This is a genomic window from Leptospira biflexa serovar Patoc strain 'Patoc 1 (Paris)' (assembly GCF_000017685.1).
Classification (GTDB): domain Bacteria; phylum Spirochaetota; class Leptospiria; order Leptospirales; family Leptospiraceae; genus Leptospira_A; species Leptospira_A biflexa.
On sequence record NC_010843.1, the window covers coordinates 109293 to 123644 of the forward strand.

A 14352-nucleotide genomic window follows, 5' to 3' on the forward strand; every position below is an offset into this window, starting at 1 on the left:
TTAAAATGGATTCTACCAGTGGGGGCCTTTCTTTTGCTCCATTGGTAGACCATTCTTAAAAAAAACATCTTGCCAAACAAACCTAAAAAAGTATCCCTCTGTCTATGAGAGAAACCAGATCTGTTTTTACATTTGACGAACCTATTGAACGATTGTGGTCAGCAGTCACCGTTTATGAAGTGTTAGTGCATTGGTTAGCAGATGAAGTGCGAGGAAGGCCAAAGGTTGGTGGAGAATTTTCATGGACTTGGAAACTGGGTCTCGAAGGCAATTTTACTACTCACGGCATCTATCAAAAAATTGAACCTCTCAAAGAACTGGTTATGGAATGGAAAGACCATCCTGCAGGTGATATTTTTTTGCAGTTATTATTTGAATCAACAGGGCCAAATACTTCGAAACTAACGATTGTTAATGGAGGATTCCCTGACAATGATTCTTCACATGTGTGGCTAGAAGGTGCCAAAGAAGCTTGGGATGGACAAGCTGTACTCTTAAAAGAATTTTTAAAACAGAATCCAGACATCAGCAAATTTATAAAAAAATCTTGATCTCTCGACCCTTTCTAAAATCCTGGTAAAAGTAAGGGTTGTTAAGGAGGGTTGGAAGATGGAATATCCTGAATTGGAATCTTATTTCCAGAAAATTACTGATATAACAGACCGTATCGCGATGATGAATAATCATTTTGATGCGACACCTGAGATCGACATACCACAGTTATCTGAATTTTTTGAAGACATTCAATCAAAGGATTGGGAAAATACTGATAGAGAGTATTATGAACTCTTTACAAGTTATTTCACTTTTCATGTGAAAACAGTGGAAGAAATCATCCAAGAAGCACGTGAAATCTTAAATCCAGAAAATAGAGAACACGTGAAAAAATTAGTAAGCCATGTCCGTAAGGCTGATGATTGGTTCGTTAGTCTCAAAAAGAAACGCAAACTTGCTCGTACACAAGTAGCATAATTTACTTTCTCCCTCATTCGAAAGTCTGAGGGAGATATCTCAATTCGCTTTACATTTTAATCCGTTTCCGTTCTCCTTTCAGATATGCTCAAGGCACGGTTCCTTTTTTATCCAGTTTTTCTTTTGACCTTTTTGTTTTTAGTGGATTCTATCTTTAGGATCCCATACATCCAAACACTAGCTAAAATAGATTTAACGGCAGTTAACTATGAAGCTAAATCTGATTTTTTACAAAAATTAATCGAAGAAAAACCAGGTGTAAATACACCGAAAACAAAAAAAATCATGTTGGTTTTAGGTTCTTCTCGTCTGCTTTATTTTGACTATGACGAGTTAGTTTCCTTTTATCCAGACTGGGAGATTTATAATTTATCTTCAGCAGTCACAACACCCGCGTATTATGATTTCCAACTGACGAAAATTTTAGATGTTGGGATCAAACCTGATCTTGTGATCATGGAAACCGATCCAAATCAATTCAATCAAAACTCAGTTTTTAAAAGTTCCAATTTAACTTATAGTTTTGATTTAGGATATGTTCTTTCGAATCTATCATTGTTTGGAAAGGATCATGTTTCGTTTTACCTTGGACGTAAACTATTTGCTGTTGGAACTTATAAACCGTATCTCGATCAAATGTGGAAAAACTATAAAAATCCATATTTAGAAAATGTACTTGGGATGCACAAATCAACATATGATTACATTTTAACTCATAATGGGAATGGTTTATCTCCCATTGATAATTATATGGAAAAAGATTCCAATGCATTACTCCAAACAAGCCACAGGACACTTGATTGGTTGTTTGCTTCTTACCAAAGGAGTCCAATGCAATTTGGATTTTATGAAAAAATATTGACGCGTCTCCAAAATGAAAACATTAAATCCGTGATTGTATGGCCTATGTCTTCACCTGATTTTGAAAATTTGTTAGAAAAAGAATCTTTGGTGAAAACTTGGGAAACCGAAATTGATACCATCACTAAAAATCATAACTTTTCAATCTTAAAATTGAAACATGATCCGTCTTATACCTGTAATGCGTTCGCAGATGGTGGCCACGTAGCGAAAGATTGTTACAGAGGACTTATGCGATCTATTTTATTGGAATACTTTCGTAAGTATGAGCCAAATCATTTGTAAATTCTATCCCACAAATAGGGATGGCTCCATGTGCTGAGGATTCTTGGATCACTGTTTTGAGTGATCTAGGTTTGGTTGGATTTTGGATTGGTGTGTCATCTTTTCCAGGTAAAAATTTAAAACTGGTATTAAGGCCTTGTGGTGAGTCCGCCCAAAATAGTATCCCTTGCGTAGCGCCAGTGATGCGGCCTTGGTTTTTACGGTAACTTGATGCATTTAAGTTTGGTACACTCGTTGCATAAAAGTTTGCCGCACCTTGTTTGATCGAATTTTTCGCAGTAATCGGCGAAACTGGATGGGTGATCAATCGATTCAGGCTCGAAGGAAGAGGGTATTTGACGAATGCACCAGTTAAATCAATGGTGTTTGGAGCTTGCCCATCCGCACTCACTTGTTGTACTGATGAAAAATTATTGATTCCAAAACTCTGAGCTGTTAAGAGCGTGAACAAACGAAAAAAAACATCTGAATTGTTATTTGTGAGGTTTGTCGTATCAAAATTGGCACTGGATTTAAAGATTTGCATTAAGTTCCCAGTGGAATTGGCCCTTGTCCCTCCAGACCCAATAACTGTGTTTCGGAAAAATTGTTTTTTTTCAGTTTCGTTTGTCCCTGAAATATCATACAAGTATCTCATGAATACATAAGCAAACGAATACTGTTTGAGAACCTCAGCACTATTATTATTCCAATCTAACAGAGAGACTCCATTAATACCGTCATCACACCGAGAATCATTCACTCCAGAATAACAATCCAATCGACTTGTTTGAGGTCCAAAACCTGCGATATCGCTCGCAACCTCGCTTGTGCCTTCGTTGATCCACAACTCATCAGATTGGTTTGTTTCATACATTTTTGGGAATCTCAAAAGATGTTGGAACTCGTGAGCGGCTGTGGAATCAAACGCATTAGGGTCGCTGTTAGTGGCTGCGATCAGTTCTCTTCCATCTAAATATAATACTTCTGCAAAATTGGATCGAACACGTAAAAGAAAATTATCTGGTAAATAATTGATTGGGTCAAAATATCCTGCCACATAAGCGCTGTTTGATGTTGCGCCATCTTTGATATCCATAACTAAAATTTTGATTTTCCCATCTCCATCTACGTCACTAGGAGCCCCAAATGTATCCACTAATCTCGGATAGGTGATTGTATCAAAATCATTGGCAAATTGTATTAGATTGAAACTAGTTGATAAAGATTTTTCTTTATACACTTCTACATAATTTCCAGAACTCACAAGTTCCACTGGGACACAGACACTGTTTTGGGTTCGTAAATCACGTGCCCATAAATCCGTGCCTGTCACACAATTTGCTCCAAAAAGTGTATAGGCTCCTAATAATAAAAGTAGGTCGTCATTTTTTCCAAATTGTGAATTAAGCTGATTGCATTGCGAAAGCGTTGTTGTAAGAAAGAGAATCGGGAGAAGGAGTTTTAATTTGAAATGCGTCATAAACTAGCGGTCTTATTATTTTTCTCTCTCTCTTTCTTTTGGACGAATCCTTTTTACGGAAAGTCAATCGAAGGTTTGTATTTTTCAGACCGTCAAACAACTGAAAATGGATACTTATTATTAGGGATAGAAATATTTTCCGAAAAGGGAAAGTCTTTTTATAATGCCCAAGAACTTCGTTACAAAAAAACGCTCGGTTGGGAAGAGGTCCTATTTGTAGGGAAAATTACGAAAGAGGGTTCCGACTTTCTCCTCATCCCAGAAGCATGCCAAATCCGAGCCAAAGAAGTTTGGGAGGCAAAATTTGCCTTATTACGCCGGTTTGATTGTGACCATTTAGTCTTTCATCTCTCCAAAAACCAAATGGACCAATGGGTGATTTCCGAATCCCTACTTGGGACAACGAAACAACTCCCATTCCCCTATGAAATCGAACACAAGGCGGGAAGTCCTGTCGCCGTCCAAATCCCTGGCATCAGAGGGAACGAAGGGGGCATTTGGGGCTTCCATTTGAATGGGCTTGGGGGGAAAGGGCCAGAAAAAATCTGGAATGCCTCTAAACGGATTTGGGAGCCTTTTTTTAGGTTCCCCTCGAGTGAAGAACTGCGTTTCTACCGATGGAAACGTTCCTTTTCTAATTGACCCTATCCTTCCTTCCAGGGACTTTCCTTTTACATTGAAAAAGATCAGAATTGGGGTGATTGCCGCGGCTGGAAAAGGCACAAGGGCTTACCCCCGCACCAGTTTCATTCCTAAACCTCTCTTTGTCATCGAAGGCAAAACCATCCTCCATCGTAACGTGGAGTTAATGGTAAAAACTTTTGGGATCGAAAAGGTTTATGTTTTAGTAGGCCACCTGAAAGAACAAATCATTGCAGAACTGGATCAAATCCGATTGGCATTACCAAAAGTTGTGATTGAACCTGTGGAATGGACCGAGAAGGGGCTTGCATCCGATGTGGCAAGTCTTGAAAAAACAATTCGAGAACCATTTTTAACCATATTAGGTGATGAGTTTTATTATCACACAGATCATGATGCATTTCTGAAAGTATTAAAAAAACATCCCAAAATGGCTGCATCCATTGGTGTTGTTAAAACCTCATTATTATCCCGAATCCGAAAAAATTATTCTGTTGTATTAGAAAATGATAAAATTCTAAATTTAGTAGAAAAGCCTGAAAACCCACCTAATGAACTTTTGGGATTGGGTAGTTATTTTTTCACTCCTGAATATTTTGAATTTTTTAAAAAAACACCTGCCTCGCAAAAATCTGGCGTGATCGAAATCACAGATGTCATTGATAAGATGGCAAAAGAGTCAAGTGGCGGTGTTTATGCGGCGATGTTAAATTGCGAATACTTTAACATAAATTCAATGCAAGATTATTATCATGCAGTTTATGAAGTTCGTAACGATTTATTTTCAAAGTTCAAAACGAGTTTGATCATTCCAACCAATCACAATGAAAGATCCATTACGGATGTGATCGTAGATTTTAAAAACAAATTTAATGAAATCATTGTGATCGATAATGAATCTAATGATGATACACTTGCACTTGCGAAAAAAGAAAAAGTAAAAACCTATACATTCCCGGGTGACGGTGATCCCACAAGACTTGGAGAACAAGTGAGGCGGGGGATCGAATATGCAACAGGCGATATCATTGTAGTTGTATCTCCAGATGGTTCATTTCGCTCTAAGGATTTTCCAAAACTCCTCGAATATATGAAAGATTCGGATATGGTGATTGGTACTCGAACCACAAGGCAGATGATTGAACAAGGATCCAATCTAAAACCACTGTATCGTTTGGTGAATTTATTAATGGGCAAACTAGTTGAATTATTTTGGTGGGGCCAAGAACCTCGATTCACTGATGTTGACTGCCAATTTTTCTCTGTTTGGCGAGAGTCCTATGATAGAGTAAAACCTCAATTAGTTGTGGAAGATAGAAAATTCATTGTTGAGCTAATGATTGATATCGTTAGATCCCACATGAGATGTATTGAAATCCCAGTCTCTTATTTCAAACCTGTGGGGCAGGTAGAATACCGACTTCGTGATATGATTTCTGATTCATTTCAAATTTTTAAATTGATATTATCAAAAAAGTTTTTCCTAGGAGAAAATCGCGATGGCGAATAAAGTATTGGTTACAGGTGGATGTGGGTTTTTAGGATCCCATGTTTGTGAATTATTTCGTAAAGAAGGTTGGGACGTTGTTAGTTTTGACAACATGACGAAATATGAATTAAAAAGAACTGGTTACGGAACTGACGCAACAAGAGATTATAACTGGAATTATCTAAAGTCAATTGGTGTCACAATGGTGAAAGGAGACATCAGAAACTTGGAGCATTTAATGGACAGAAGTGCTGATTGTGATTATATCATTCACACCGCAGCACAACCTGCCATGACCATTTCTTGGGAAGACCCAGAACTAGATTTTTCTACCAACGTAATTGGGACCTTCAATGTTATGGAAGCTGCAAGAAAACATAAAATCCCAGTTGTGAATACTTCTTCTATCCATGTGTATGGAAACTCTATTAACGACAGTTTGAAAGAGGACAAAACATCCTATGTTCGTGAGCCAGTTGAAATTCCTGTCACACATCCTACAATGGTGGGTCAAATTTCTCCTCTTCATGCATCCAAGATGAGTGCTGAACACTACGTTCGTTCTTATACTGATATGTATGGCGTGAAAGCAGCAAGTTTTCGGTTCACTGGAATTTACGGTGAACGTCAGTTTGGTGGTGAGGATCATGGTTGGGTGGCAAATTTTGCAATTCGTTCTGTTTTTGGTTTACCACTTCGTATTTTTGGGACAGGAAAACAAACCCGTGATATCTTACATGCAGAAGATGGTGCAAAGTCTTATCTAGAATTTTTTAAAAACCCGATCCCTGGTGTTTATAATATTGGTGGTGCAAGCCCACACAAAATTTCCTTATTGGAATGTATCTATCTTATAGGTGAAATCCTTGGGAAAAAACAGGAAATTCTTTTTGAAGTTGAACGACCTGGTGACATGCGTTACTTTATTTGTGATATTTCAGAGGCGAAAAAATTTGGATTCAATCCAAAAATTCTTCCAAAAGAAGGAGTCACTCGTCTTTTGAAATGGATCGAAGCAAACCAAGAAGTTTTTAACATCGCTGGAAAGTAGAATGGCAATTAAAACTTTGGTGATCATTCCAGCTTATAATGAAGCCGCTACAATCGAAGAGGTTGTACGCGGTGCCATCGCTTATGCGGATGTTTCCGTTACTGATGACGCAAGTAAGGATGAGACACCAAACATACTAAAGAAACTCCAGAAAGAATTTGGTTCTCGACTTCATGTGATCCGACATGAAAAAAATACACATATTCCCAAAGGAATCCAAGATGGGATGAAATATGCAGTGGAAAAAAAATATGATTGGGTCATCACTATGGATGCAGGTTTGTCTCACGATGCTTCTTATCTGAAAGACTTCATCCAATTTCCGAATTGTGACTTGGTTATCGGTTCAAGAACTTCCACGGTCAATGTCCCTTTATATAGGAAATTCATTTCATGGTTAGCTGCCAAAGTAATGAATTACTGTTTATCCAATAGTATTTTTGATTTATTCGGAAACAACTTACGTGATTGTACAAGTGGTTACAGACGTTATTCTAAACCAATGTTTGAGACCATAGCCACTTATCCGCTGGAATCCGTAGCTTTTGATTTTCATATGGAAGCACTTTCCATCGTATCAAAAAATAATGGGAAAATTAAAGAACTTCCGATTCAATATGTTTTTTCCAATAGTAGTTTTAATTCAAAAGTATTAAAACTTGCCATTCAATTTGCAAAAAAACTTTTACTAAGAAAATGGAAACTAATTCCAGCTCACCAGTAAAACAAAGTCTACTCGGAATAAAATGGAAGGTATTCGTTGCCACCATTCTTTTGTTATGCGGAACTTTTCTTTTAGATAGAATTCTCTTTTTTGAACTTTATTTTTTATTTCCAAATGAAACTGAATGGGATTCTTCACCTTGGTACAATTTCATTTACAAAACCAAAGAATTACAATCTTCAAAAGAAAAACATAGAACTATCATTGCGGGTAGCTCGGTGGCTTTGTATTCAGTTTTACCTGATGAAATCAATCAGAGACATCATCCTCAAACCAAATATTCTTTTTTTTCGCACGTGGCAATGGCCCCGACAGATCTTTATTATTATAAAGAAAATCTATTAGCATCAAATCCCAATTTGGTGGTCTACATTCATAACTTTGCAGATTTACAATGGGAATACATGCAAAAAAATGGGAATCGCTTTGTATTCCAAGATAAAACTTGGATTCAGGAATTTGTTGGAAGATACCCTACCAAAACCATTTATCCAACTTCATTTTTGAAGGATTTTTGGAATCAAATCGATCGAAAATCCCTTTCAAGACTCACCACAAAATCACTGTTTTATGTAAGTCGATTTAGGATTTTCTTTTGGGATCCAATTGTCGTATTTATCGATAATCATTTTCGAAGTGGGAGAAAATACCACCTCTACCAAGGAGTGATTCCAAAAGAGGGTATTTGGTCCAAAGGTTGGACAAAAGATCAGGCAACAATTGAATGTAAGGAACAAAAACAGACTGAATCCATTTTCATTCAGAATCAAAATACAAAAGTATTGTTTCGTTTTTTTGAAAATGAGAAAGCACTTTCATCAAATTCCCCCTTACACGTCCAATCGGTTCAATTCCAAAAATCAGGTTGGGTGGACATTCATTGGGATCATTTGAATGATAAAAATCTACATTGGGAATTTGTACAAATCCAAACTATTTCCGAGTTACCAACTGCAAAGGAAGTTAATTTAATTCGGTATGGCAGGGATGAAACGGTTGGCATCCGATTGTCACATTTTTTTTGTAAATCTATCCAAGCAGAAAATCGTTCCTATACAAGGTCTAGTTATTGGGATGATACACGTTTTGTTCAAATGAAAGTCGATGAATTTGAAAAAGAATATTTCGAGAGGATGATAAGAGACGCAGGCAATCGACAAGAACTATGGAGATTACATGTAGTGCGTGAGGCAAAAAAAAATGTCAATTCAACTCAATTTGAACCTTGGCCTGAATACAATCGAATCTTACAAATTTCTGATTTCTTTTACCAAAATCAAATTCCTTTTATCATCGTACTGAGCCCGGAAAATCCAATCGAATATGCTTTTTATAAAGATTCCCAATGGAGGAAAGATTGGATTTCTCATTTGAAAACTCAATTGGAAAAACGAGGTCAAACTTTAATTGATCATACGGACGTAATTTCTGATGTACGTTATTTTTTTGATCCTCACCATTTAACTTATGAAGGTGCAAGTCATTATGATTCCATTTTCGTAAACTCAATTGAGTCTCGATTTTTTTCTCAAAAATAATCACAGCAGGAGAAACCGAATGGTTTTCAAAAGATTAGATCCGTTTTTTTTATATTTGAACAGTAAACAATGGTTATCTGTGACCATGTTTTTGATACTTTGGGGATTATCGACATTATCGTATTGGAAAAAATATGAGTGGAACCCAAGTTCGATGGTCAATTTTGGTCACGAATTTGCATTACAAAATCAATCCGAAACACCTCTCAATTCGATATTATTTAAAGGTGAAACTGGCGATTTGGGAGCGGGTTATGACGGACAAATTTTCTACTATTTTTCAAGGCCACTTGCCAATTTTAATTTAAATTGGCCAAAAGGTTTTGATGAATCTTATCGTGCTCCAAGAATCGGCTATCCATTGTTAATTGCTATGTTTGGAATTTTTGGAAAGGGCTTTGCGATATTTGGGATGTACTTTTGGAACATTTCACTTATCCTTCTCTCCTATTTTTTTCTAAGGAAACTTTTGGATGAAAAAACAAAACCTTATGCCATTCTTTATCTTTTGAGTCCGTTTGCCTTAGGTAGTTACTATGTACTTGTGAGTGATTCAGTGATGGTCTCTCTTCTTATCATTGCATATTACTTTTATGTGAAAGAAAACTGGATTCCCTTTATCCTTTTATCGAGTTTAGCAATCCTTACAAAAGAACCAGCCTTGTTTCTACTTTTCCCAATTGGTTTGGCCGCGCTCGTCAATAAGGATTGGAAACGAATGGTAGTCGTAGGTGCAGTACTTGTGGGGCCTGTTTGTTGGCATCTTTACTTGTCCTATCGTTTTCCAAATTGGAGGCCAGGCCGCCTAACGGATTTTATCCTACCGTTTGAAGGATTGATTTCTTACATGGAATCAATTTGGAGACAATTAGCATCGGGATCCAACTTCAAAGAAGTAGCTCGATTATTTTCAAGATTCCCTCTTGTAATACTGTTTTTTCTAGGAGCTTTTTTGCCTTTCACTGGTAAAATACAGAAAGGATGGGAATTTAGAATCTCATTCCTTTTGATTATGTTTATGGTCGCAACAGCTGGCTATTATCATTTCTGGTCTGTTTACGAAAATGTATCCAGAATGTTTACTTTATCGATCCCTGTTTTGTTATTGTTAATGAATGCAGATAAACAGATTCGCAAAGAAGAATATATATTCGTAACCCTTGCGATTCTGTTTTTATTTTTGGTAAAAGTATTGTTTATCTCAAAACAAATGAGTTATCAAATTGGATTCTAAAAATTTGAATCTGCCCCAATTTGGAAACTTTTTTTAGCTTCCTCGTTGAGTGCATTAATTTCCTCTTTTTTGAAAATCAGTTCGGATCCATCATTCATCACAAATTTGATAAATGGAGATTCGTTCTGATTCACTAAGTTGCGCAACTCTTCTAAAGACGAGATCTCTTTCCCGTTAACTGTTTTAAGAATCATTTGATGGGAATTGTGGTAAGCTTTGTTGCCAGAAAGTGGAACCACTTGTGATAAAAAGACAACTTTCCCTTCTTTAGAATTTCTTTTGATTCTATAAAAATCACTTAAATATAAAAGTTCTTTGTTAACTCGATTTCGCCACTGATTCCCATGTTCTGTTAAATAATGCTCAGATAACTCTTGAAATACAATCCCAGCTAACATTAAATACTTGGGTATTTGGAATCTGGTATTCCCATGTGGAATGCGAATCGAAAATTCGTTTAGAGGTTTTAAGTCAATTTCCAACAAAATTGTTTTTTTATTTCTTAACACTTTTACTTTTATTTTTTTTTCGAAAGCAGATTCCGATTCAAAGGTGTTATGAAATAAATAAGACATATTCAATTTCCCAAACTTAGGATGGTCAAAATACCCCTTTGGGTCAATTTTGAAATTAGATACCTCTAAGATTACATCTTCTAATTGTAAAACACCATCTGCAGAGCACCCTGGATAAATTTCTGCGACGAGTACTCCTAGATCATCTTTCTTTAACCCTAAATAATTACGTGATGCATTGTCCACAAGCGGTTTGAAACGAAAACCTTTGAAGGGAAAAGATTTACCATCTAAAAAGTGTTTGATGGCAAATGAAGGTATCATTTTACCCATTCCATTTTCTTTGAATTGGTATAAGATCCCTTGCGGAATTCTAGACGAAGAATCTACAATCAGTTCACCGACACCATCCAGTTTTTCTTCTGATTGTATTTCTATGTACGGTAATTCTACATAACCACTTGCATAAGAATCGATATCCATTCGAATCAAACGAATTCTTTTTTCTTCTAAATTCCTTTGGTCCTTACTCTCCATCGCAAGTCCCATCCCAGGTAGAAATAATTCACTTGGGAATTGGACAACTTTTAAATCTTTTTGAAAAGTTGGATCGTTTAACTTTAATATGGCGAGTCCCAAGTCAGCATCTAGTCGGTCTAACTCAGCAGTATAGACTTTCAATGCATCTGGTTTTTTGACCTCAATGTTTGTATAAAAATAAATTGCCTGAGCCGGAACCAATAAACGATTTTCACCGATATATATTCCTGTAGAATGTCGGATTTCTGGATTTTTAAACCTCCAAGGTTGGATATAATTTGGGTATAAAACTGTGACCTTAATTTGCAAAATAGATGCATCTTGGACTCCTACTGGAACCGGTTTGCTTTCCAAATGGAACACAAAGATTAAAAAACTGATAAGAGAATAAAATATGAAAGTGAGAAGTTTCATTTATTTGCCTGTGATATGATAGGTTCGTTTGATTTGTTCATCTGATTTTTCCGATTCCTCTCGGTCTAAAATCATTGGAACCTGGATTCCATAAAAATGGATTTTAAAAGTTTTTTCTTTGGAACTTTGTAATAAATTTTTAAAGTGATTTAGATTTTTGACCTTAGTGCCATTAAAAGTATCAACTACCATATTCAGATAAAAATCAGAATGTGAATTTGAAGGGTGGGGTAGTTTACGATATAGTACAATATCTTCCGTTTCACCATCTAATAAATGTGAGCCTTCATAAAACCGATACACAAGTAAACTCCCTCCTTGTGTTTGTCCAGTTTTACTCCATGCTTCTAATAAATCTCGATTTACTGTTTGAAAGACTAAGCCACCAAAGATCAAATAATCATAGTCTTTTCCATAACTTGATCTTTGGTTTTCCATTTGAGGCATTTTTTTTGCGGGGAAACTCACTTGGATGTTTTTTTTGTTTCGGATGAGATCGAATCGGATTTCTTCGCCGGCAAATTTATTATCGATGACCTCTAAAAAATCAATGGAGTTGGCTTCGAGTAGGTTTCCATTTCGTCCAATTTTACGTCCATCAATAGCAGTCAAGTAATCACCTGGTTGTAAAAATCCATCTGCGGAACCTTGTCTGAAAACTCTGGTTACAAATACTCCTTCTTCTCCATTGGGGATTTGATAATAATTTCGATGTGATTCGGAAAAAGAATTTTGAGTTTGGATCCCAAGTTCCACATAACCATTGTAAATGCCGTCTTGGATGTCTTTTAAAAAATGTTGGATTACATTTGTTGGAATGATATACCCAATGTTTTCTCCTTTTGTCGAAGCTTGGAAAGCAACACCTGCGACTTTCCCATTTTGTAGAGCGGGGCCTCCGGAATTACCAGGGTTTATCGCTGCATCCACTTGGACAACTAAATGGCTGTCAATTTGGGAATGAGCGTAATTAGATTGTTCAATCCTTGATACAATACCTCGGCTAACGGAAATTTTACTCCCTCCAATTGGATATCCAATAATGTCAACTGGACTTGCAAGTTCTGGCAATCCACCTAACTCTAATTCAACACTATCTGTATAAAACGTCTGATCTGGGACTTCTAAAATCGCTAAGTCACAATCATGTGCGATATAAAGAACCTTTAATTCATACCATTCTGTTTGATTGTTTCTTTGTGCTTCGATAAATTTTGCATTGGATACAACATGGGCATTGGTTAAAATCCTGTTCTTGGCGATGATAAATCCAGAACCCGTGGAGGCAGAGATTCCAGATGACATCCAAGGTGAATACGGATCCTTTGCTTGTGAAAACACACGGATTTGGACTACAGATTTTTTGATTTCGTCAATAGATTGGCCGTTCGGCTCGGCATGGGACGTTGAGGAGAATAAAGTAAGAAAAAATAAAATAGTACTCGCAAATGCAAGTGGGGAGGATAGAATTTTTTTCTGTTTCTGCATGAGTCTCTTTGAATCCATTTTATTCGGATCGGTAGCCTTTTTTTCTTTGATCACAGGCATCGTTTCCTTTAGGAAGAATCCCCGCACGGGAATGAAAACAAGTTTTTCAATCCTTGCTGGATTTTTCTGTATTGGAAATTTGACGATCCTTGTCGATACTTTGCTTCTAAAAAACCAAATTCTAAACCACCCGCACATCATATCCACATATTTGGTGTTTTTCTCATTTGTTCTCATTTTCTTTGGGTTACATTTCCCTACTTTTTTTCGCAATTTCCCAAAACTTTTGATCGTTAGTTCGTTTGTGTTTGGGATGGGAATTATGCTACTCGTTGTTGATTTGGGATTACTGAATGATGTGTACCCTGAAGCAAGTTTGATCCTCTTGAAATATTACTATAACACATATTATGTACTCACGTTTCTAATTTTTTCTTTTTTGATCATTGCCAAACTACGTTTTAATTTCCCCGCAATCCAAACCTTTATGGAATACATCTACTATGCGGCATTTTTTTCATGTTTTTCATTTTTGATTATCTGTTATTTCGCATCGATCATTCCGATTAGTACTTTATATTTTTTACATTTTTTTCTGTTTATGGATTTATTATTTTTGTCGTGTTTTGTTGTATTTTTATTCCATTATTCCTTTACGAAAGATTATCTCACCCATCCTTTTTCATTTTTATTTGAAAGGTCCAAACAGATATTTGAAGATAAAATTCCTGCCAATCGTTCGAATTCAAGAATTGTCAAAGAAAAACTTTGGAATTTATATGAGAAACAGAATTGGCGAAGCACAATGGATAGTTTTTGGTTCCAAATTCTCGTTGATGAAACGTTAGACAATGCCCTGGAACATGGTGGGAAAAGGGAAGAAGATATCATCACTGTTCATGTGTTTGAATCTCCCAAATACATAGATGTTTATGTCATCGATAGCGGGAAAGGATTTAACCCTAGGTCAATCCCAAGCCCCATAGAATCAGACCGCAAACTGATTACGGGTGGTAGGGGGATTCACATCTTAAAAAAACTATTTTTAGTACGATGGAACTTTTTAGGAAACGAAGTGAATATTAGAGTGGATAAAACAAAAAGTTCCGATTGGAAAACAAACCTTTAGTCGAAACT

General features: G+C 36.4%; 13 protein-coding genes. 10 read left to right on the top strand and 3 right to left on the bottom strand.

Annotated features, from left to right (window positions below; genetic code table 11):
- Positions 1-104: 104 nt before the first annotated feature.
- The 3 genes from LEPBI_RS17640 to LEPBI_RS17650 all read left to right on the top strand — a co-directional run bounded on the left by LEPBI_RS17640 (position 105) and on the right by LEPBI_RS17650 (position 2118).
- Complete coding sequence (locus LEPBI_RS17640; RefSeq protein WP_012476588.1) at positions 105-551, top strand: SRPBCC family protein; 447 nt, start codon at positions 105-107, stop codon at positions 549-551.
- A gap of 58 nt (positions 552-609) precedes the next feature.
- Positions 610-972 (top strand): hypothetical protein, encoded by a 363-nt coding sequence (locus LEPBI_RS17645; RefSeq protein WP_012476589.1) that lies wholly within the window; start codon positions 610-612, stop codon positions 970-972.
- Positions 973-1113: 141 nt separating this feature from the next.
- Positions 1114-2118, top strand: a complete 1005-nt coding sequence (locus tag LEPBI_RS17650; protein WP_264365967.1) for a DUF1574 domain-containing protein — start codon at positions 1114-1116, stop codon at positions 2116-2118.
- Here the strand turns inward: LEPBI_RS17650 and LEPBI_RS17655 are convergent.
- Positions 2072-3580, bottom strand: coding sequence for a hypothetical protein (locus LEPBI_RS17655; RefSeq protein WP_012476830.1), 1509 nt, complete (start codon positions 3578-3580; stop codon positions 2072-2074). The genes LEPBI_RS17650 and LEPBI_RS17655 overlap by 47 nt on opposite strands.
- Here LEPBI_RS17655 and LEPBI_RS17660 point away from each other — a divergent pair.
- Genes LEPBI_RS17660 through LEPBI_RS17685 form a run of 6 tightly spaced genes read left to right on the top strand, consistent with a single transcriptional unit; the run spans position 3572 to position 10258 of the window.
- Positions 3572-4222, top strand: coding sequence for a hypothetical protein (locus tag LEPBI_RS17660; RefSeq protein ID WP_012476592.1), 651 nt, complete (start codon positions 3572-3574; stop codon positions 4220-4222). The two genes, LEPBI_RS17655 and LEPBI_RS17660, sit on opposite strands and share 9 nt — an antisense overlap.
- A gap of 34 nt (positions 4223-4256) precedes the next feature.
- Positions 4257-5732 (top strand): nucleotidyltransferase family protein, encoded by a 1476-nt coding sequence (locus tag LEPBI_RS17665; RefSeq protein WP_012476593.1) that lies wholly within the window; start codon positions 4257-4259, stop codon positions 5730-5732.
- Positions 5722-6762, top strand: coding sequence for an NAD-dependent epimerase/dehydratase family protein (locus LEPBI_RS17670; RefSeq protein WP_012476594.1), 1041 nt, complete (start codon positions 5722-5724; stop codon positions 6760-6762). The genes LEPBI_RS17665 and LEPBI_RS17670 overlap by 11 nt, the downstream gene beginning before the upstream one ends.
- Before the next feature lie 7 nt (positions 6763-6769).
- The gene (locus LEPBI_RS17675; RefSeq protein WP_187148114.1) at positions 6770-7486 is read left to right on the top strand and encodes a glycosyltransferase; all 717 of its coding nucleotides are present in this window, start codon (positions 6770-6772) and stop codon (positions 7484-7486) included.
- Positions 7459-9024: a hypothetical protein gene (locus LEPBI_RS17680; protein WP_012476832.1), complete on the top strand. Its 1566-nt coding sequence runs from the start codon at positions 7459-7461 to the stop codon at positions 9022-9024. The genes LEPBI_RS17675 and LEPBI_RS17680 overlap by 28 nt, the downstream gene beginning before the upstream one ends.
- A 19-nt stretch (positions 9025-9043) precedes the next feature.
- The gene (locus LEPBI_RS17685; protein WP_012476597.1) at positions 9044-10258 is read left to right on the top strand and encodes an AZOBR_p60025 family cell surface glycopolymer formation protein; all 1215 of its coding nucleotides are present in this window, start codon (positions 9044-9046) and stop codon (positions 10256-10258) included.
- Here LEPBI_RS17685 and LEPBI_RS17690 read toward each other — a convergent pair.
- Both LEPBI_RS17690 and LEPBI_RS17695 read right to left on the bottom strand, forming a co-directional pair.
- On the bottom strand, positions 10255-11727 hold the full coding sequence (locus tag LEPBI_RS17690; RefSeq protein WP_012476598.1) for a PDZ domain-containing protein: 1473 nt from the start codon (positions 11725-11727) through the stop codon (positions 10255-10257). The genes LEPBI_RS17685 and LEPBI_RS17690 overlap by 4 nt on opposite strands.
- Positions 11728-13215, bottom strand: coding sequence for a S1C family serine protease (locus tag LEPBI_RS17695; RefSeq protein WP_420804612.1), 1488 nt, complete (start codon positions 13213-13215; stop codon positions 11728-11730).
- A gap of 91 nt (positions 13216-13306) precedes the next feature.
- Between LEPBI_RS17695 and LEPBI_RS17700 the strand changes: the two genes are divergently transcribed.
- On the top strand, positions 13307-14344 hold the full coding sequence (locus tag LEPBI_RS17700) for an ATP-binding protein (RefSeq protein WP_012476834.1): 1038 nt from the start codon (positions 13307-13309) through the stop codon (positions 14342-14344).
- Positions 14345-14352: the final 8 nt, after the last annotated feature.